The 17,570-nt window shown below is 64.2% G+C and carries 19 protein-coding genes; 15 read left to right on the top strand and 4 right to left on the bottom strand.

The genetic code is table 11. The features are described from left to right. Window positions 1–6 precede the first annotated feature (6 nt). The 9 genes from infA (at window position 7) to dsbD (ending at window position 6,013) form a co-directional block, all read left to right on the top strand. Window positions 7–225 carry a translation initiation factor IF-1 gene (infA, locus tag BUB20358_RS17175; RefSeq protein WP_004521905.1) on the top strand — a complete coding sequence of 73 codons (219 nt, stop codon included), beginning with the start codon at window positions 7–9 and terminating at the stop codon, window positions 223–225. Window positions 226–245: 20 nt separating this feature from the next. Further along, the gene (gene rpmJ, locus BUB20358_RS17170; protein WP_004199844.1) at window positions 246–362 is read left to right on the top strand and encodes a 50S ribosomal protein L36; all 117 of its coding nucleotides are present in this window, start codon (window positions 246–248) and stop codon (window positions 360–362) included. A gap of 38 nt (window positions 363–400) precedes the next feature. Next, window positions 401–766 carry a 30S ribosomal protein S13 gene (gene rpsM / locus BUB20358_RS17165; RefSeq protein ID WP_006400641.1) on the top strand — a complete coding sequence of 122 codons (366 nt, stop codon included), beginning with the start codon at window positions 401–403 and terminating at the stop codon, window positions 764–766. A gap of 28 nt (window positions 767–794) precedes the next feature. Further along, the gene (rpsK, locus tag BUB20358_RS17160; RefSeq protein WP_004197937.1) at window positions 795–1,196 is read left to right on the top strand and encodes a 30S ribosomal protein S11; all 402 of its coding nucleotides are present in this window, start codon (window positions 795–797) and stop codon (window positions 1,194–1,196) included. Between the two features lie 154 nt (window positions 1,197–1,350). Further along, the gene (gene rpsD, locus BUB20358_RS17155) at window positions 1,351–1,974 is read left to right on the top strand and encodes a 30S ribosomal protein S4 (RefSeq protein ID WP_006765412.1); all 624 of its coding nucleotides are present in this window, start codon (window positions 1,351–1,353) and stop codon (window positions 1,972–1,974) included. A gap of 124 nt (window positions 1,975–2,098) precedes the next feature. Next, window positions 2,099–3,076, top strand: a complete 978-nt coding sequence (locus BUB20358_RS17150) for a DNA-directed RNA polymerase subunit alpha (RefSeq protein ID WP_006765411.1) — start codon at window positions 2,099–2,101, stop codon at window positions 3,074–3,076. A gap of 137 nt (window positions 3,077–3,213) precedes the next feature. Continuing rightward, window positions 3,214–3,609 (top strand): 50S ribosomal protein L17, encoded by a 396-nt coding sequence (gene rplQ, locus BUB20358_RS17145; RefSeq protein WP_006400638.1) that lies wholly within the window; start codon window positions 3,214–3,216, stop codon window positions 3,607–3,609. A 231-nt stretch (window positions 3,610–3,840) separates the two neighbouring features. Next, window positions 3,841–4,167 (top strand): divalent-cation tolerance protein CutA, encoded by a 327-nt coding sequence (gene cutA, locus BUB20358_RS17140; protein WP_006765410.1) that lies wholly within the window; start codon window positions 3,841–3,843, stop codon window positions 4,165–4,167. Continuing rightward, on the top strand, window positions 4,160–6,013 hold the full coding sequence (dsbD, locus tag BUB20358_RS17135; protein ID WP_006765409.1) for a protein-disulfide reductase DsbD: 1,854 nt from the start codon (window positions 4,160–4,162) through the stop codon (window positions 6,011–6,013). Before cutA ends, dsbD begins: the two co-directional genes overlap by 8 nt. Before the next feature lie 94 nt (window positions 6,014–6,107). Here the strand turns inward: dsbD and hemB are convergent, their stop codons facing one another. Together hemB and yihA are read right to left on the bottom strand one after the other, a co-directional pair. After that, window positions 6,108–7,106, bottom strand: coding sequence for a porphobilinogen synthase (gene hemB, locus BUB20358_RS17130; protein ID WP_006765408.1), 999 nt, complete (start codon window positions 7,104–7,106; stop codon window positions 6,108–6,110). A 251-nt stretch (window positions 7,107–7,357) separates the two neighbouring features. Further along, on the bottom strand, window positions 7,358–8,017 hold the full coding sequence (yihA, locus tag BUB20358_RS17125; RefSeq protein WP_006765407.1) for a ribosome biogenesis GTP-binding protein YihA/YsxC: 660 nt from the start codon (window positions 8,015–8,017) through the stop codon (window positions 7,358–7,360). Window positions 8,018–8,231: 214 nt separating this feature from the next. Between yihA and BUB20358_RS17120 the strand changes: the two genes are divergently transcribed. The 5 genes from BUB20358_RS17120 to msrQ all read left to right on the top strand — a co-directional run bounded on the left by BUB20358_RS17120 (window position 8,232) and on the right by msrQ (window position 14,279). After that, window positions 8,232–8,885 (top strand): c-type cytochrome, encoded by a 654-nt coding sequence (locus BUB20358_RS17120; protein ID WP_035973189.1) that lies wholly within the window; start codon window positions 8,232–8,234, stop codon window positions 8,883–8,885. A 121-nt stretch (window positions 8,886–9,006) separates the two neighbouring features. Further along, on the top strand, window positions 9,007–11,220 hold the full coding sequence (locus BUB20358_RS17115) for a cytochrome c biogenesis protein ResB (RefSeq protein WP_035973187.1): 2,214 nt from the start codon (window positions 9,007–9,009) through the stop codon (window positions 11,218–11,220). Between the two features lie 4 nt (window positions 11,221–11,224). Then, window positions 11,225–12,415: a c-type cytochrome biogenesis protein CcsB gene (ccsB, locus tag BUB20358_RS17110; protein WP_035973186.1), complete on the top strand. Its 1,191-nt coding sequence runs from the start codon at window positions 11,225–11,227 to the stop codon at window positions 12,413–12,415. 158 nt (window positions 12,416–12,573) lie between these two features. Continuing rightward, complete coding sequence (msrP, locus tag BUB20358_RS17105; RefSeq protein ID WP_035973185.1) at window positions 12,574–13,569, top strand: protein-methionine-sulfoxide reductase catalytic subunit MsrP; 996 nt, start codon at window positions 12,574–12,576, stop codon at window positions 13,567–13,569. 32 nt (window positions 13,570–13,601) lie between these two features. Then, window positions 13,602–14,279 (top strand): protein-methionine-sulfoxide reductase heme-binding subunit MsrQ, encoded by a 678-nt coding sequence (msrQ, locus tag BUB20358_RS17100; RefSeq protein ID WP_035973447.1) that lies wholly within the window; start codon window positions 13,602–13,604, stop codon window positions 14,277–14,279. Between the two features lie 70 nt (window positions 14,280–14,349). Here msrQ and lptM read toward each other — a convergent pair whose 3' ends face one another. Further along, the gene (gene lptM, locus BUB20358_RS17095; RefSeq protein ID WP_081293621.1) at window positions 14,350–14,631 is read right to left on the bottom strand and encodes an LPS translocon maturation chaperone LptM; all 282 of its coding nucleotides are present in this window, start codon (window positions 14,629–14,631) and stop codon (window positions 14,350–14,352) included. A gap of 36 nt (window positions 14,632–14,667) precedes the next feature. On the opposite strand from lptM, the gene cyaY reads away from it, so the two are divergent. Then, window positions 14,668–14,994 carry an iron donor protein CyaY gene (gene cyaY / locus BUB20358_RS17090; RefSeq protein WP_006765400.1) on the top strand — a complete coding sequence of 109 codons (327 nt, stop codon included), beginning with the start codon at window positions 14,668–14,670 and terminating at the stop codon, window positions 14,992–14,994. A 93-nt stretch (window positions 14,995–15,087) separates the two neighbouring features. On the opposite strand, the gene BUB20358_RS17085 is transcribed toward cyaY, so the two are convergent. After that, complete coding sequence (locus BUB20358_RS17085; RefSeq protein ID WP_006765399.1) at window positions 15,088–17,475, bottom strand: penicillin-binding protein 1A; 2,388 nt, start codon at window positions 17,473–17,475, stop codon at window positions 15,088–15,090. Between the last annotated feature and the right edge of the window lie 95 nt (window positions 17,476–17,570).

The following is a 17,570-nucleotide window of genomic DNA, read 5'->3' as shown; positions in this document are numbered from 1 at the left end:
AGGACTATGGCCAAAGACGATGTAATCCAGATGCAGGGCGAGGTGATTGAAAACCTTCCGAATGCGACCTTCCGCGTGAAGCTGGAAAACGGCCATGTCGTGTTGGGGCATATCTCCGGAAAGATGCGGATGCACTACATCCGCATCCTGCCGGGCGACAAGGTGACGGTTGAATTGACGCCTTACGATCTGTCTCGTGCGCGGATCGTGTTCCGGGCGAAGTGATTTGAAAAAAGGGTATTATCATGAAAGTGATGGCATCGGTTAAGCGCATTTGCCGCAATTGCAAGATCATCAAGCGCAAAGGCGTCGTTCGCGTGATCTGCAGCTCGGATCCGCGCCACAAGCAGCGCCAAGGCTGACCGCGCGTTTGTTTGCGCTTTTTGTTTGAGGAAAAACAATGGCTCGTATCGCAGGGGTTAACATCCCGAATCACCAGCATACCGAGATCGGCCTGACGGCAATCTTCGGTATCGGCCGCACGCGCTCGCGCAGCATCTGCGTGGCAGCGGGCGTCGACTTCTCGAAGAAGGTCAAGGACCTGACCGACGCAGACCTCGAAAAGCTGCGTGAAGAAGTGGGCAAGTTTGTCGTCGAAGGCGATCTGCGCCGCGAAGTGACGATGAACATCAAGCGCCTGATGGATCTCGGTTGCTACCGTGGCGTTCGTCATCGCAAGGGCCTGCCGATGCGCGGTCAGCGTACGCGTACGAACGCGCGCACTCGCAAGGGTCCGCGTCGTGCAGCGCAAGCGCTGAAGAAGTAAGCGGAACTGACAGTTACAGGAAAACGTAATGGCTAAGGCTTCGAACACCGCGGCGCAACGCGTTCGCAAGAAGGTTAAGAAGAACGTCGCTGAAGGCGTGGTTCACGTTCACGCGTCGTTCAACAACACGATCATCACGATCACCGATCGCCAAGGCAACGCACTGGCATGGGCGACGTCGGGCGGCCAGGGCTTCAAGGGCTCGCGCAAGTCGACGCCGTTCGCTGCACAGGTCGCTGCCGAGTCGGCCGGCCGCGTCGCGATGGAATACGGCGTGAAGAATCTGGAAGTGCGGATCAAGGGCCCGGGCCCGGGTCGCGAGTCGGCAGTGCGCGCACTGCACGGCCTCGGCATCAAGATCACCGCGATTTCGGACGTCACCCCGATTCCGCACAACGGCTGCCGTCCGCCGAAGCGTCGTCGTATCTGAGGATGTGCTGGCACGTTCGTGCTGGCACATTGCCTGTCGCCGCGCAGCGTCGACGGGCGTTGCTTTTTTGATTGACTAAGCCCACCGTTCGCCCCAAAGGGCGCGAACTAGCGCGGATTTCGATCCGCGTGACTGATTGATAAAGGAATGCAAAGTGGCACGTTATATCGGCCCCAAAGCCAAGCTGTCCCGCCGTGAAGGCACCGACCTGTTCCTGAAGAGCGCGCGCCGCTCGCTCGCCGACAAGTGCAAGCTCGACAGCAAGCCGGGTCAGCACGGCCGTACCTCGGGCGCACGTACGTCCGACTACGGTACGCAGCTGCGTGAAAAGCAGAAGGTCAAGCGCATCTACGGCGTGCTCGAGCGTCAGTTCCGCCGCTACTTCGCCGAAGCCGACCGCCGCAAGGGCAACACGGGTGAAAACCTGCTGCAGCTGCTCGAGTCGCGTCTCGACAACGTCGTGTACCGCATGGGCTTCGGCTCGACCCGCGCTGAAGCGCGTCAGCTCGTGAGCCACAAGGCCATCACGGTGAACGGTATCGTCGCGAACATCCCGTCGCAGCAAGTGAAGGCTGGCGACGTGATCGCGATCCGCGAAAAGGCGAAGAAGCAGGCACGTATCGTCGAATCGCTGTCGCTGGCCGAGCAAGGCGGCATGCCGAGCTGGGTTGCAGTCGATGCGAAGAAGTTCGAAGGCACGTTCAAGCAAGTGCCGGAGCGCGCCGACATCGCCGGCGACATCAACGAAAGCCTGATCGTCGAATTGTATTCGCGCTAATCCGATTGACGGCCGAGGTACCCCGATTGCGTGCAGCAAGGGGTGACCTCGGCTGTTTATTTTCAGGGTGTTACCGGTCAGCCTTATCGGTGTAACGAGCCGAGGGTATTGAAAAGGAAAACCTATGCAAACCAGTTTGTTGAAACCCAAGATCATCGCCGTGGAGTCGCTGGGCGAGAACCATGCGAAGGTGGTCATGGAGCCGTTCGAGCGTGGCTACGGCCATACCTTGGGCAATGCGCTTCGCCGCGTGCTGCTGTCGTCGATGGTCGGTTACGCGCCGACCGAAGTCACGATCGCGGGCGTGGTGCACGAGTATTCGACGCTTGATGGTGTGCAAGAGGACGTCGTCAACCTGCTGCTGAACCTGAAGGGCGTGGTGTTCAAGCTGCACAACCGCGACGAAGTGACGGTGACCCTGCGCAAGGAAGGTGAAGGCGTCGTCACGGCCGGCGATATCGAGCTGGCTCACGATTGCGAAGTCATCAACCCGAATCACGTGATCGCGCATCTGTCGAAGGGCGGCAAGCTCGACGTTCAGATCAAGATCGAGAAGGGCCGCGGCTACGTGCCGGGCAACGTGCGTCGCTATGGCGAAGACACGGCCAAGATCATCGGCCGTATCGTCCTCGACGCGTCGTTTTCGCCGGTTCGCCGCGTGAGCTATGCAGTCGAAAGCGCACGTGTCGAGCAGCGCACCGACCTCGACAAGCTCGTGATGAACATCGAGACGAGCGGCGTGATCACGCCGGAAGAAGCGATCCGTCAATCGGCCCGCATCCTGGTCGACCAGCTGTCGGTGTTCGCGGCGCTGGAAGGCACGGAAACGGCAGCGGAAGCGCCGTCGCGCGCACCGCAGATCGATCCGATCCTGCTGCGTCCGGTGGACGATCTCGAGCTGACGGTCCGTTCGGCGAACTGTCTGAAGGCCGAGAACATCTACTACATCGGCGACCTGATCCAGCGCACGGAAAACGAGCTGCTGAAGACGCCGAACCTCGGTCGCAAGTCGCTCAACGAGATCAAGGAAGTGCTCGCTTCGCGCGGTCTCACGCTCGGCATGAAGCTCGAAAACTGGCCGCCGGCTGGTCTCGACAAGTAAGCAAGGTTGTAGCTCAAGTTGGCAAAGATGCGGATTTTCCTTTAAAATCCGCATCTTGCTTTTTTCGTTACCGGCCCGTGCGCCCGCCAGGGTGCGATAGAAGAGCTGGATCAAAACTTTGAATCAAGGAAACTGAAATGCGCCATCGTCATGGTCTGCGGAAACTGAACCGCACGAGCAGCCACCGTCTGGCTATGCTCCGTAACATGTCCAACTCGCTGATCGAGCACGAAGTCATCAAGACGACGCTGCCGAAGGCGAAGGAACTCCGCAAGGTCGTCGAGCCGCTGATCACGCTCGGCAAGAAGCCGTCGCTCGCAAACCGTCGTCTGGCGTTCAACCGCCTGCGCGATCGTGACTCGGTGGCGAAGCTGTTCGACGTGCTCGGTCCGCGTTTCGCGAACCGTCCGGGCGGCTACCTGCGTATCCTGAAGTTCGGCTTCCGCGTCGGCGACAACGCACCGATGGCACTGGTCGAGCTGCTGGATCGTCCGGAAGTCGACGAAACCGAAAACGTGCAAGAAGCTGAATAAGCTTCGGCACGCAGCAGTAACCGAAAGGGCTGAGCGATTGCTTGGCCCTTTTTGTTTTTCGGGCGGCGCCTGCGATCGAGTGTCGCAGCCGCGTGCCGGCAACGTCGCGCCGGCTGCGCTACGATACGGGGCGACCGGCGCGGGCTTCGAGCCTGCGCGAACCCTCGGTCAGTGCACGCAACGCAGCGCGCGCAGCTGGAAATGACCGGAAAACGAATGTGGAGGGCGCGGATGGTAGTGGTGCTGATGCTGACGACGGTGCCCGATGCGGCGACGGCCGCGATGCTCGCAGATCGCGCGCTCGACGCGCGGCTCGCCGCATGCGTGTCGGAGCTCGGTGCGATCAAGTCGCGCTATCACTGGCAGGGCAAGGTCGAAACGGCCGACGAGATCCAGTTGCTGTTCAAGACGAGCCCGATGCGAGCACTCGAGCTGGAGCGGTTTATTGTCTCGCATCATCCGTACGAGACGCCTGAAATCGTATCGTGGCAGGCGACGGCGTCGGACGCATACGGCCGATGGGTGGCCGGCGAAACTCAACGTCTATTTCATGTTTAACGGTATGGCGCTCTCCGTGCGCGTGCGCGCGCTGCGATTCCTTGCAGTCCTGTTGTCGTTCGCGGTCGTGTTCGGCGGTGTGTCGATCGCGCGTGCGGCCGACGATTTTCTCGATCCGTCGGTCGCATTCAAGTTCAGCGCAAGCGAATCGCCGGGGCAGGTCGACGTCCGCTTCAAGGTCGCGGACGGCTACTACCTGTACCGTGAGCGGTTCGCGTTTGCGGTGAAGAGCGGGCAGGCAACGCTCGGCGAGCCGCAGCTCCCGGCCGGCCACGTGAAGTTCGATCAGACGTTCCAGAAAGACGTCGAAACCTACCGTGGCGACGTCGTGATTCACGTGCCGGTGAAGCAGGCATCGGGGCCGTTCGAGCTCGCCGTGACGTCGCAAGGGTGCGCGGACGAAGGGATCTGCTATCCGCCGGCCGAACATGTGGTGAAAGTGGACGGCGCTGCGCTGCGCGCTGCATCTGCGACGCCCACTGAGCCGGCTACCGACGGCAACTGGTTCGACAAGGTGACGAGCGCCGATTTCGCGCAGTCGCTGCTCGAGGGGCACGGCTTCTTCACGATCGTCGCGCTGTATTTCGTCGCGGGTGTCGTGCTCAGCCTGCTGCCTTGTTCGTACCCGATGATTCCGATCGTGTCCGCGATCATCATCGGTCAAGGCACGCGCGCGACGCATGCACGCGGTTTCGCGTTATCGCTGACGTACGTGGTCGGCATGGCGCTCGTTTATACGGTGCTCGGCATCGCAGCCGCATTGGTCGGCCAGAGTCTCGGCGCGTGGTTGCAGAATCCGTGGGTACTCGGTGCATTCGGCTTGCTGCTTACCGCGTTTGCGGTCTCGCTGATCGCCGGCAAGGACATCGCGTTGCCGCAGCGCTGGCAGGACGGCGCTGCGAACGCGTCGGCCGCGCGCCGCGGCGGCCACTTCGCTGCCGTCGCCGCGATGGGCGCGCTGTCGGCGCTCGTGGTCGGCGCGTGCATGACGGCGCCGCTGTTTGCGGTACTCGCGTTCATCGCGCATACCGGCAACGCGCTGCTCGGCGGCGCAGCGCTGTTCGCAATGGGGCTCGGGCTTGGCGTGCCGCTGCTCGTCGTCGGTGTCGGCGCCGGTACGCTGCTGCCGCGCGCCGGCGCGTGGATGGACGGTGTGAAAGTGTTCTTCGGCATCGTGCTGCTCGCCGCCGCGCTGTGGATCGTATGGCCGGTGCTTGCCGGCTGGCTGACGATGGCGCTGGCGGCGCTGTGGCTGCTCGTCGCGGCGGCGGCGCTCGGCCTGTTCACGCCGAACGTCGGCGCCGCGTCGATCTGGCGCCGGCTCGGACGCGGTCTCGGTGCGGCACTCGCGATCTGGGCGGCGACACTGCTCGTCGGCCTGGCCGCCGGATCGACCGATCCCGTCAAGCCGCTGGCCGTGCTCGCGTCGCGCACCGTCGCATCGACCGAGGCGTCCGCAGCCGGCGGCGCCGCTGCCGGACAGGAAGGTCCCGCGTTCGCCCCCGTGCGTTCCAGCGCCGAGCTCGACACGCTGCTGAAGACGTCGGAGCGCCCGGTGATGCTCGACTTCTATGCGGACTGGTGCGTGAGCTGCAAGGAGATGGAGCATCTGACGTTCACCGACAAGCGTGTGCAGGCGCGGCTTGCGCAGCTGCATCTCGTGCGCGCGGACGTGACCGCGAACAATGCGGACGATCAGGCGCTGCTCAAGCGCTTCAATCTGTTCGGGCCGCCGGGCATCATCTTCTTCGATCGCAGCGGCAAGGAAATCGCGCGCGTGGTCGGCTATCAGGCCGCGGAGACGTTCCTGCGCAGCCTCGATCGGGCCGCGGTGCCGACGGTGTAATCGCTTCGGCGGCTGCGTTCGGGCGGCTTATCGATCGAGAATAAAAAACGGCGGGACACCGAAGTGTTCCGCCGTTTTGCGTTTCAAACGTAAATCAGCGCTGCGCTTTCAGCAGACGCGCGGCGTCGAGCGCGAAATACGTGAGCACGCCGTCGGCGCCCGCTCGCTTGAACGCGAGCAGCGATTCGAGCACGACCTTGTCGTGGTCGAGCCAGCCGTTCATCGCGGCAGCCTTCAGCATCGCGTACTCGCCGCTCACCTGGTACACGTACGTCGGGAAGCGGAACTCGTCCTTCACGCGGCGCACGATATCGAGGTACGGCATGCCCGGCTTGACCATCACCATGTCGGCGCCTTCGTCGATGTCGAGACGCACCTCGCGCAGCGCTTCGTCGCTGTTGGCTGGATCCATCTGGTAGGTCATCTTGTTGCCCTTGCCCAGATTGGACGCCGAACCCACCGCATCGCGGAACGGGCCGTAAAACGCCGACGCGTACTTTGCCGAATACGCCATGATCCGCGTGTGGATGTGCCCGTCGCTCTCGAGCATCTCGCGCACGGCGCCGATGCGACCGTCCATCATGTCCGACGGCGCGACGATGTCGACGCCGGCTTCGGCCTGCGCGCGTGCCTGGTCGACGAGAATCTCGATCGTGTCGTCGTTGATCACGTAGCCGTTCTCGTCGAGTACGCCATCCTGGCCGTGGCTCGTATACGGATCGAGCGCAACGTCGGTCAGCACGCCGAGCTCGGGGAAGCGCTTCTTCAGCTCGCGCACCGCGCGCGGAATCAGGCCTTCCGGATTGGCCGCCTCGCGCCCGTCGGGCGTCTTCAGCGACGGCTCGATGGCCGGGAACAGCGACAGCACGGGCACGCCGAGCTCGACGCACTGCTCGGCGACGTGCATCAGCAGATCGACGGACACGCGCTCGACGCCGGGCATCGACGGCACGGGCTGCCGTTCGTTCGTGCCTTCGACGACGAACACCGGGTAGATCAGATCGTCGGTGGTCAGGCGGTTTTCGCGCATCATGCGCCGGGAGAAGTCGTCGCGACGCATCCGGCGCGGACGGTGAAGCGGATGAAAGCTCATGGCGATTGGGTAGAAATCAGGGCAATAAGGACCTTACGGAACCCTTAGGTCATTTTCGGGAGCGTTGGTATATGATAGCGATCGGGCGTCGCGCGTTGCGTGACGCTCCCCGCTTCTCCTCCCTGAGCGGGTGCCTGTCGTTATTCGATTAGGCTGTTTGACCCGCCGGTAAACGGCGGGTTTTTTTATGGGCCGGACGAATCGCAGGTGCCGTCAGGTGCGCGCAGCCGTCCCGGCCGCGCGTTGCCCGGTCATTGTGCTACAGGCGCGCTTTTTTCGTCGGCGACGGACGGCCGCACCCAGCTCTCGATCAGTGCATGCGCTTCGTCGAGACCCGTGCGCTTCAGCGCGGAGAACAGCTGAACGGTCAGCTTGCCCTGGACGCCCTGATCGCGATATGCATCCAGCCCCTTTTGCGTGGTCCGCAGCGCGTTGATGCTCTCTTGCCGCGTCAATTTGTCGCACTTCGTGAGCAGCGTATGGATCGGCTTGCCCGTCGGCGCGAACCACTCGATCATCCGGCGATCGAGATCGGTCAGCGGACGTCGCGAATCCATCATCAGGATCAGGCCGCAGAGTTGCGAGCGCGTCGCGAGATAGGACGACAGCAGCATTTCCCAATGCGCCTTCGCGGCGCCCGGCACTTCCGCATAGCCGTAGCCCGGCAGATCGACGAGGTTCGCGACGGGCTCGGCAGCCGGCCCGACCGAGAAGTAGTTGATATGCTGCGTGCGGCCCGGCGTCTTCGACGCGAACGCGAGCCGCTTCTGGTTGCACAGCACATTGATTGCCGTCGACTTGCCGGCATTCGAGCGGCCCGCGAACGCGATTTCCGGCTGCACCGTCGGCGGCAGGTCGCGCAGATGATTGACGGTCGTATAGAAGCGGGCTTGATGGAGCAGAAAGGCCATGGGAACCGGTGGGACGGGCGGCGCGAGCCGCTTGGTGGAGGCGGGGTAGCCCCGATAGTCGCCGGAGCTTTCAGCGCGATATTGTACAATACGGCGGTTTTGCCGAAGGGTCGCTGGCGTCTGCCTCGCGCTTTTATGCGGCTTCTGCGGTAGACTGGTCGCCGTCGTTTTTTGCAGAACCTCAAATTCCCACAAGACGAAACAGGGTGTGCGAATGAATCGACTGTGCAAGTCTCTGATGGTGCTTCAGGTTGCAGCAGGGTTCGTAGGTTTCGTAGCGGAGGCAAACGCGGCAGATGCGGCAAAGCCGGATCTGGACCGCGGCAAGGCGATTGCCGCGCAGGTGTGCGCGTCGTGTCACGGCGCCGACGGCAACAGCGCATCGGGCAGTTTTCCGAAGCTCGCCGGTCAGCATCCCGAATATCTGGTCAAGCAGTTGAACGACTTCAAGACGCAGCCGGGTGCGAAGGGGCCGGCCCGGAACAATGCGGTGATGGTCGGATTCGCGAGCGCGCTGAGCGCCGACGACATGCGCAACGTCGCGGCGTACTACGCATCGCAGACGACGAAGCTCGGCACCGCACGCAACGCGGCGACCGTGCCGATCGGCCAGAAGATCTATCGCGGCGGCATCGCGGACAAGGGCGTACCGGCCTGTGCGAGCTGCCACGGACCGACCGGGCAGGGGATTCCGGTCCAGTATCCGCGTCTGTCGGGACAATGGGCCGATTACACGGTGGCCCAGTTGACCGCGTTCCAGCAAGGAGCCGGCGCGCGCAACAACAACGAGGCGATGCATCAGATCGCTTCACGGCTGTCGGACAGCGAGATCAAGGCGGTCGCGGACTACATCGCGGGCCTGCGCTGAACGTCCGGCCGCGAATGGTGTAACCGGCGCCCGACGGGCGTCCGGTGTCAGAACAAGAAAAGGGTGGGGCGCCGCATCGTTGCGGCCGCCTTGCCCTTTTTTGTTGTCAGTCGGAGTTTGAATGAGCGTTACCACGTCGGGGGTGCAGTTGAAGTCGGGTCATCGCGCATCGAGGCGCGCAATCGAGCTGCTGAGCTCGATGCGTTTCGCGATCGCGCTGCTGGTGGTGCTGTCGATCGCGAGCATCATCGGCACCGTGCTGACGCAGGACGACCCTTACCCGAACTACGTGAACCAGTTCGGGCCATTCTGGGCGGACATCTTCCGCTCGCTCGGCCTGTACAACGTGTACAGCGCGTGGTGGTTCATGCTGATCCTGATCTTCCTCGTCGCGTCGATCTCGCTGTGCGTGATCCGCAATGCGCCGAAGATGCTCGCCGATGCGAAGAGCTGGAAGGACAAGGTCCGCGAAGGCAGCCTGCGCGCGTTCCATCACAAGGCCGAATACACGGCTTCGGGCAGTCGCGCCGCGGTGGCCGCGACGCTCGCCGCGTTCGTCGCGAAGGCCGGCTACAAGCACGTCGTGCGCGAAGCCGACGGCGCGACGCTGATCTCCGCGAAGCGCGGCGCGATGACGAAGTGGGGCTACATTTCGGCGCACCTCGCGATCGTCGTGATCTGTATCGGCGGGCTGCTCGACAGCAATCTGCCGATCAAATTCCAGATGTGGATGTTCGGCAAGAGCCCGGTGAACACGAGCGCGACGATCAGCGAGATCTCGCCGGAGCATCGGCTGTCCGCGTCGAATCCGACGTTCCGCGGCTATGCGTGGGTGCCCGAAGGGCAGTTCGTGTCGACCGCGATCCTCAATCAGCCGAACGGCTCGCTGATCCAGGAGCTGCCGTTTTCGATCCAGCTGAACAAGTTCATCGTCGACTACTACACGACCGGCATGCCGAAACTGTTCGCGAGCGACATCGTCGTGATCGATCGCGAGACGGGCCGCAAGATTCCCGCGCGCGTCGAGGTCAACAAGCCGTTCACGTACAAGGGCGTGTCGATCTATCAGTCGAGCTTCCAGGACGGCGGCTCGGTGATGCAGATGACGGCCTATCCGATGACCGGCGACAACGCGAAGCCGTTCCCCGTGCAAGGCACGATCGGCAATTCGACGCCGCTGCGGATGCCGGGCGCCGACGGCGACACGATCGAGTTCTCCGACTTCCGTGCGATCAACGTCGAGAACATGGCCGACGCGAACGGCAAGCCGGACGTGCGCGGCGTCGCGAAGACCGAGTCGCTGAAGGAGGCGTTCGACGAACGGCTCGGCTCGGGCGCGAAGACGTCGAAGCCGATGCAGCTGCACAACATCGGGCCGTCGGTGCAGTACAAGATTCGCGGCAAGGATGGCCAGGCGCGCGAATTCAACAACTACATGCTGCCGGTCGACATGGGCGGCGCGCGCGTGTTCCTCGCCGGCGTGCGCGCGAGCCCGAACGATCCGTTCCGCTACATGCGGATTCCGGCGGACAGCCAGGACTCGATCGGCGAATGGATGCGGCTGCGCGCGGCGCTCGAGGATCCGGCGGTACGGGCGGAGGCGGCCGCGCGTTTCGCGCAGCGTTCGCTGCCGGGCACCGACGCGTCGCTGCGCGCGCGACTGCAGGACAGCGCGTCGAAGGTGCTGACCCTGTTCGCGGCGAGCGACGACAGCATCGGCCGCGGCGCGGACGGCCAGCCGATCGGCGGCTTCCAGGCGGTCGCGACGTTCATCGACCGTTCGGTGCCGAAGGCCGAGCAGGAAAAGGCCGCGAGTCTGCTGCTGCGGATGCTGGAAGGTTCGATGTGGGAGGTGTGGCAGATCGCGCGCGAGCGTGCCGGCGAGCCGGCGGCCCAGCAGGGCAGCGACACGGTCCGCTTCGTGCAGAACGCGATCAACGCGCTGTCCGACAGCTTCCTGTATGGTTCGCCGGTCTATCTGCAGCTCGATTCGTTCAAGCAGGTGCAAGCTTCGGTATTTCAGCTGACGCGCGCGCCCGGCAAGAATCTGGTGTATCTTGGCAGCCTGCTGTTGGTCGCCGGTATCTTCGCGATGTTCTACGTGCGCGAGCGGCGCCTCTGGTTCTGGCTCAAGGACGCCGGTTCGGGCGTCAACGTGGTGATGGCGATGTCCACGGCCCGCAAGACCTTCGATTTCGAGAAAGAATTCGTGCAGACGCGCGACGCGGCCGGCGCCGCCTTGCGCGCCGCACCGCGCGACGCCGCGCCGGCCGGTGCGGCATCGTCTGCCCGCCCGCCCGCCGGCGGTTCCGATTCCGAGAATTCCACCCGGTAACATCATGGATCTCAGTCAAGTCTCCTCTTCCCGCGCGGCGCCGGCCCAGTCTCCGGCTGCCGCACCGCTGTTCGACGATCGTCCGTTCTTCGCGCGCCTGTCGCTGATCGACTGGCTGTTCGCACTGGCGCTGGTGGTCGGCGCCGGCTACGCGCTCGTGCACTACGACGCGCACATGGACTACTACGACAAGGCCGTGCTGATCGGCACCGTGCCGGCGCTCGTCGCGCTCGGCTGGCGCTGGAAGCCGGCGCGGCTGATGATGGCGTCGATCGCCGTGCTGTCGCTGGCGTCGATCCAGATCTATCAGGGCGACCTCGCGCGCGCCGATTCGGCGTTTTTCCTCAAGTACTTCCTGTCGAGCCAGTCGGCGATCCTGTGGATGAGCGCGCTGTTCGTGCTCGCGACGGTTTTCTACTGGATCGGCATGCTCGCGCGCTCGGAATCGGGTTCCGCGATCGGTCAGAAGCTCACGTGGGTCGCGGTGCTGATGGGTTTCACCGGGCTGATGGTGCGCTGGTACGAGTCGTACCTGATCGGCGCCGACGTCGGTCATATCCCGGTGTCGAACCTCTATGAAGTGTTCGTGCTGTTCAGCCTGATCACCGCACTGCTCTATCTGTATTACGAAGGGCATTACGGCACGCGCGCGCTCGGCGCGTTCGTGCTGCTGGTCATCAGCGCGGCGGTCGGCTTCCTGATGTGGTACTCGATCGCGCGCGACGCGCAGCAGATCCAGCCGCTCGTGCCGGCGCTGCAGAGCTGGTGGATGAAGATCCACGTGCCGGCAAACTTCATCGGCTACGGCAGCTTCGCGCTGTCGGCGATGGTGTCGGTCGCGTACCTGATGAAGGAGCGCGGCGTGCTCGCCGATCGCCTGCCGACGCTCGACGTGCTCGACGACGTGATGTACAAGTCGATCGCGGTCGGTTTCGCGTTCTTCACGATCGCGACGATCCTCGGCGCGCTGTGGGCGGCGGAAGCATGGGGCGGCTACTGGAGCTGGGATCCGAAGGAAACCTGGGCGCTGATCGTGTGGCTCAACTACGCGGCGTGGCTGCACATGCGGCTGATGAAGGGGCTGCGCGGTGCGGTCGCCGCGTGGTGGGCGCTGACCGGGCTGCTCGTGACGACGTTTGCGTTCCTCGGCGTCAACATGTTCCTGTCCGGGCTGCACAGCTACGGGAAGCTGTAAGATTTTCGACGCTCGTCCGACAAAACACCGCCGGCGCACTTCGTGCCCGGCGGTTTTCTTTTATAATGGACGGACGAAGCAGGCGTCGAACGGCGCCCGACCGGCCGGGTCGAATGCGGATGAAGCGTGCATGCGACGCACGCAGGAGGAGCGGCACGATGTGGATCAAACGTACCTTGCGCAACGTACTGAACGGTGACGACATCGCGCGCAGCGAGATCACGCCGCGCGCGGTGTTCGAGAACCGGCGGCGCATATTGCAGGCCGCCGGGCTCGCAGCAGCGGGCGGAATGATCGGCGGCAGCGGTACGGCGTTCGCCGCGTATGCATCGCCCGATGCGCGCGCGGCGAAGCTCGCGGCAAAAACCAATCCGAAATTCGTCGCGGCCGACAAAGTCACGCCGTTCAAGGACATCACGTCGTACAACAATTTCTACGAATTCGGCACCGACAAGGGCGATCCGGGGCAGAACGCCGGCACGTTGAAGCCGCGTCCGTGGCGCGTGAGCGTCGAGGGCGAGGTACAGCACCCGAAGGTGTTCGATATCGACGAACTGCTGAAGCTCGCGCCGCTCGAGGAGCGCGTGTACCGGCTGCGCTGCGTCGAAGGCTGGTCGATGGTGATTCCGTGGATCGGCGTGCCGTTGTCCGAATTGATCAAGCGCGTGCAGCCGACCGGCAGCGCGAAGTACGTGCAGTTCGTCACGCTTGCCGATCCGTCGCAGATGCCGGGCCTCGCGACGCCGGTGCTCGACTGGCCTTATTCGGAAGGGCTGCGGATCGACGAAGCGATGAATCCGCTCACGCTGTTGACGATGGGCGTCTACGGGCAGGTATTGCCGAATCAGAACGGCGCGCCGGTGCGCATCGTCGTGCCGTGGAAGTACGGGTTCAAGAGCGCGAAGTCGCTCGTGAAGATCCGCTTCGTCGACAAGCAGCCGAAGACGAGCTGGAACACGTATGCGCCGAACGAATACGGCTTCTATTCGAACGTGAATCCGAACGTCGATCATCCGCGCTGGAGCCAGGCGACCGAGCGGCGCATCGGCGAGGACGGCTTCTTCACGCCGAAGCGCAAGACGCTGATGTTCAACGGCTACGGCGATCTGGTGGCGTCGATGTATCAGGGCATGGACCTGAAAAAGAATTTCTGAGTGCGACCGTGACCCACGACATGCGTCCGACGATGCCGCCATCGGCGCCCGCAGCCGCGCCGGGTGCGACTGCCCGCGCTGCGCGGCACGGTGCGACGGCGCGCGCGAGTGAGCCGCGCTGGCTCGTGCCGGCCAAGGTGCTGGCGTTCGCGGCCGGCCTCTATCCGCTCGCACGTATCGTGCTGTTCGGGCTCACCGACCGGCTCGGTGCGAATCCGATCGAATTCATCACACGTTCGACAGGGCGATGGACGCTGGTGATGTTGTGCATCACGCTCGCGATCACGCCGCTTCGACGCATCACCCGGTTGGCTGCGCTGCTGCGCTTTCGCCGGATGATCGGTCTGTACGCGTTCTTTTACGCGACGCTGCATTTCACGACGTATCTGTGGTTCGACAAGTGGTTCGATGTCGTCGAGATCCTGAAGGACGTCGGCAAGCGGCCGTTCATCACCGTCGGCTTTGCCGCATTCGTGCTGCTGATTCCGCTCGCCGCGACGTCGCCGCGCGCGATGGTGCGCCGGCTCGGTCGTCACTGGACGACGCTGCACCGCGCGATCTACGTGATCGCGGTGTTCGGTGTACTGCACTTCTGGTGGATGCGGGCGGGCAAGCACGATCTCGCGCAGCCGAAGCTGTACGCGACGATCGTCGCGGCGCTGCTCGGCTGGCGGCTGATTGCGTGGGGATGGCGACGTGTGCGCGGCTGAGCGCGCGCACGCAAAAACAAAAGGCGACGACCGGTGAGTCGTCGCCTCGATTCGTGAGCGCGGCGCTCGGTTACTGCGCGGCGGCCGGGCTCGATGCGGGCGTCGCCGCTTTCGACGGCACGCTCGACAACTCGGGCGTCAGCGTGAGCGGCGTGCCGGACGAATCGGGCACGCTGTCGGACGATGCGTTTTCATCGGTCGGCATGACGTCCGACGGCGGCGTGTCCTGCTGCTGGATCGGCTTTTGCGGCAGCGGCGGCACGGTGGGCAGATAGAGCGGACCACGTTGACCGCAGCCGGCAAGAATCGCCAAAGCGGCTACAATCGCGCTCATCCGGAAAACGACTCGCATGATCGTCCCTGAACAATTGAACCGACAGAGTTTAGCATGTCCGATACCGAATACCTGACCCGTGCCGAGGCCGTGCTCGCGGCCGTCGAGCGTACCGTCGATGCCGCGAACGATGGCGACCATGACATCGATCTCGAGCGCAACGGCAGCGTGCTGACGCTGACGTTCGAGAACGGATCGAAGATCATCGTCAACCTGCAGCCGCCGATGAAGGAAGTGTGGATTGCCGCGAAAGCAGGCGGTTTCCACTACCGCTTCGTGGACGGCGCATGGCGCGATACGCGCACGGGCACCGAGTTCTTTGCGGCGCTCAGCGAATTCGCGACGCAGCAGGCCGGCCTGCCGATCACGTTCGGCGCGTGACGGTTGCGGCATCGGCCGCGATGGCGGAGCAACGTCGCCCGCATCAAAGGAAAAGCGCCCCGCGGGGCGCTTTTTTCATGCGCGGCCGATTCTTCAGTGGCCGCGGAACAGGTTCATGATGTCCTGTTTTTCCTGTTCGTCGACGTGCGGCACCGCCTCGTCGACGTCCTGCGGCGCCGGCGCCTGCGGCACGCCGACCGTCGACACGAAGCCGTGCCCGGGCGTGAACTCGGTGAAGTAAAGCTCGCCGCCGAGCGACTCGACGTCGTCGGGCATCGTCGGCTTGAACTCCGGCACGCCCTTCAACGCGGCGCCCATGTAGTCGATCCACACCGGCAGCGCGAGCCCGCCGCCCGTCTCGCGGTCGCCGAGGCTGCGCGGATTGTCGTAGCCGATCCACGCGATCGCGGCGAGCGTGTGCTGATAGCCGGCGAACCACGCGTCGTGCGAGTCGTTCGTCGTGCCGGTCTTGCCGGCGAGATCGGTGCGCTTCAGCACGTTCGTCTTGGCGCCCGTGCCGCGCTGCGCGACGCTTTGCAGCAAGCTGTTCATCACGAACGCGTTGCGCGCGTCGATCGCGCGCGGCGCGTTCTGCTCGGCGACGAGCGGCTGCGCGCGCGCGACGATCGCGCCGTTCGGATCGGTGACTTCGGCGATCAGGTACGGATTGACGCGATAGCCGCCGTTGGCGAACACCGAATACGCGCCGGCCATCTGCAGCGGCGTGACGAGGCCCGCGCCGAGTGCCATCGGCAGGTACGCGGGATGGCGCTCGGCATCGAAGCCGAAGCGCGTGATGTATTGCTGCGCGTACTTCGTGCCGATGTGATTGAGGATCCGAATCGACACGAGGTTGCGCGAGCGTTGCAGCGCGGTGCGCATCGACATCGGTCCGTCGAAGCCGCCGCCGTAGTTCTTCGGCTCCCACGGCTGGCCGCCGGTTTCCGCCGCGCTGAAGTACAGCGGCCCGTCGTTGATCACCGTGGCCGGCCCGAGCCCCTTGTCGAGCGACGCCGAATAGATGAACGGCTTGAACGACGAGCCCGGCTGCCGCCACGCCTGCGTGACGTGGTTGAACTTGTTCTTGTTGTAGTCGAAGCCGCCGACGAGCGAGCGGATCGCGCCGTCCTGCGGAACGATCGAGATGAATGCGCCTTCCACCTGCGGCAGCTGCGTGATCGACCATTTGCCGGCGTCGTTCTTGACGACGCGCACGATCGCGCCCGGGCGAATCCGGCGATTCGGCTGTGCATTGGCCGACAGCGCGCCGGATGCGAACCGGAGGTTGTCGCCGTCGATCGTCGCGCTGCTGCCGTCGATGAACGCGACCGTGATCTGGCGCGGGCTCGCGGCCGTGACGACGGCCGCGACCAGTTCGCCGTTGTCCGGATGCTCGAGCAGCGCGTCGTCGATCGCCTGCTCGCGCTCGTCCGCGCCGGCCGGCAGCTCGATGAAGCCCTCCGGCCCGCGATACCCGTGCCGGCGCTCGTAATCCATGATCCCCTTGCGCAGCGCGGTGTACGCGACCTGCTGGTCGGCGGAATCGATCGTCGTGACGACATTGAAGCCGCGCGTGTAGGTTTCCTCGCGATACTGCGCGTACATCATCTGCCGGACCATTTCCGCGACGTATTCGGCATGCACGCTGAACTCGCGGCCCGCGCCCTTCACGACGAGCGGCTGAGCGACCGCCTCGTCGTACTGCTCGCGCGTGATGAAGTTCAGCTCGAGCATCCGCTGCAGGATGTATTCCTGGCGCACCTTCGCGCGCTTCGGATTGACGACCGGGTTGTACGCGGACGGCGCCTTCGGCAGCCCGGCGAGCATCGCGGCTTCCGCGAGCGTGATGTCCTTCAGATCCTTGCCGAAATAGACGCGCGCGGCGCTCGCAAAGCCGTACGCACGCTGGCCGAGATAGATCTGATTCATGTAGACCTCGAGAATCTGATCTTTCGTCAGCGCACGCTCGATACGGTACGCGAGCAGCATTTCGTAGACCTTGCGCGTGTACGTCTTCTCGCTCGACAGGAAGAAGTTGCGCGCGACCTGCATCGTGATCGTGCTCGCGCCCTGCGACGCGTGACCGTTCGTCAGCGCGACGAAGCCGGCGCGGATGATCCCGGTGAGATCGACGCCGCCGTGATCGTAGAAGCGCGCATCCTCGATCGCGAGGATCGCCTTCTTCAACGAGTCCGGCACGTCCTTGAAATGCACGACGTCGCGGCGCTCCTCGCCGAATTCGCCGATCAGCACGTGATCGGACGTGTAAATGCGTAGCGGAACCTTCGGACGATAGTCGGTGAGCGCGTCGAGCGACGGCATGTTCGGCCACGCGACGACGAGCGCGTAGCCGAGCACGAGGCCGCCGGCCACGACGAGGGCCACGCACGTCGCGGCAAGGCCGATCAGGGCTTTCTGCCACCAGGGACGCTTCTTCGGCTCCGGGGCGGGAGGCGGGGACGTAGGAGACGTGGATTGCATAGGCTTACCGGAAAACAGTCCCGCGATTATAGCTGCCCGGTCTGACCAGCCCCGGCGCGGGGCGCCCGGCGACCGGCCGTGCGTTGCGATGCCGC

The sequence above is a fragment of the Burkholderia dolosa genome (genome assembly GCF_902499135.1).
GTDB classification, from domain to species: domain Bacteria; phylum Pseudomonadota; class Gammaproteobacteria; order Burkholderiales; family Burkholderiaceae; genus Burkholderia; species Burkholderia dolosa.
This window is presented reverse-complemented; position numbering and strand designations above follow the sequence as displayed.

Excerpts from the sequence above, each read along its gene's own strand:
- BUB20358_RS17085 (WP_006765399.1), bottom strand. The coding sequence starts at position 17,475 with ATGCAATCCACGTCTCCTACGTCCCCGCCTCCCGCCCCGGAGCCGAAG.
- rpmJ (WP_004199844.1), top strand. The coding sequence starts at position 246 with ATGAAAGTGATGGCATCGGTTAAGCGCATTTGCCGCAATTGCAAGATC.
- cutA (WP_006765410.1), top strand. The coding sequence starts at position 3,841 with ATGGTAGTGGTGCTGATGCTGACGACGGTGCCCGATGCGGCGACGGCC.
- rpsK (WP_004197937.1), top strand. The coding sequence starts at position 795 with ATGGCTAAGGCTTCGAACACCGCGGCGCAACGCGTTCGCAAGAAGGTT.
- cyaY (WP_006765400.1), top strand. The coding sequence starts at position 14,668 with ATGTCCGATACCGAATACCTGACCCGTGCCGAGGCCGTGCTCGCGGCC.
- hemB (WP_006765408.1), bottom strand. The coding sequence starts at position 7,106 with ATGAGCTTTCATCCGCTTCACCGTCCGCGCCGGATGCGTCGCGACGAC.
- rplQ (WP_006400638.1), top strand. The coding sequence starts at position 3,214 with ATGCGCCATCGTCATGGTCTGCGGAAACTGAACCGCACGAGCAGCCAC.
- yihA (WP_006765407.1), bottom strand. The coding sequence starts at position 8,017 with ATGGCCTTTCTGCTCCATCAAGCCCGCTTCTATACGACCGTCAATCAT.
- BUB20358_RS17120 (WP_035973189.1), top strand. The coding sequence starts at position 8,232 with ATGAATCGACTGTGCAAGTCTCTGATGGTGCTTCAGGTTGCAGCAGGG.
- msrP (WP_035973185.1), top strand. The coding sequence starts at position 12,574 with ATGTGGATCAAACGTACCTTGCGCAACGTACTGAACGGTGACGACATC.
- lptM (WP_081293621.1), bottom strand. The coding sequence starts at position 14,631 with ATGCGAGTCGTTTTCCGGATGAGCGCGATTGTAGCCGCTTTGGCGATT.
- rpsM (WP_006400641.1), top strand. The coding sequence starts at position 401 with ATGGCTCGTATCGCAGGGGTTAACATCCCGAATCACCAGCATACCGAG.
- msrQ (WP_035973447.1), top strand. The coding sequence starts at position 13,602 with ATGCCGCCATCGGCGCCCGCAGCCGCGCCGGGTGCGACTGCCCGCGCT.
- dsbD (WP_006765409.1), top strand. The coding sequence starts at position 4,160 with ATGTTTAACGGTATGGCGCTCTCCGTGCGCGTGCGCGCGCTGCGATTC.
- BUB20358_RS17150 (WP_006765411.1), top strand. The coding sequence starts at position 2,099 with ATGCAAACCAGTTTGTTGAAACCCAAGATCATCGCCGTGGAGTCGCTG.
- infA (WP_004521905.1), top strand. The coding sequence starts at position 7 with ATGGCCAAAGACGATGTAATCCAGATGCAGGGCGAGGTGATTGAAAAC.
- BUB20358_RS17115 (WP_035973187.1), top strand. The coding sequence starts at position 9,007 with ATGAGCGTTACCACGTCGGGGGTGCAGTTGAAGTCGGGTCATCGCGCA.
- ccsB (WP_035973186.1), top strand. The coding sequence starts at position 11,225 with ATGGATCTCAGTCAAGTCTCCTCTTCCCGCGCGGCGCCGGCCCAGTCT.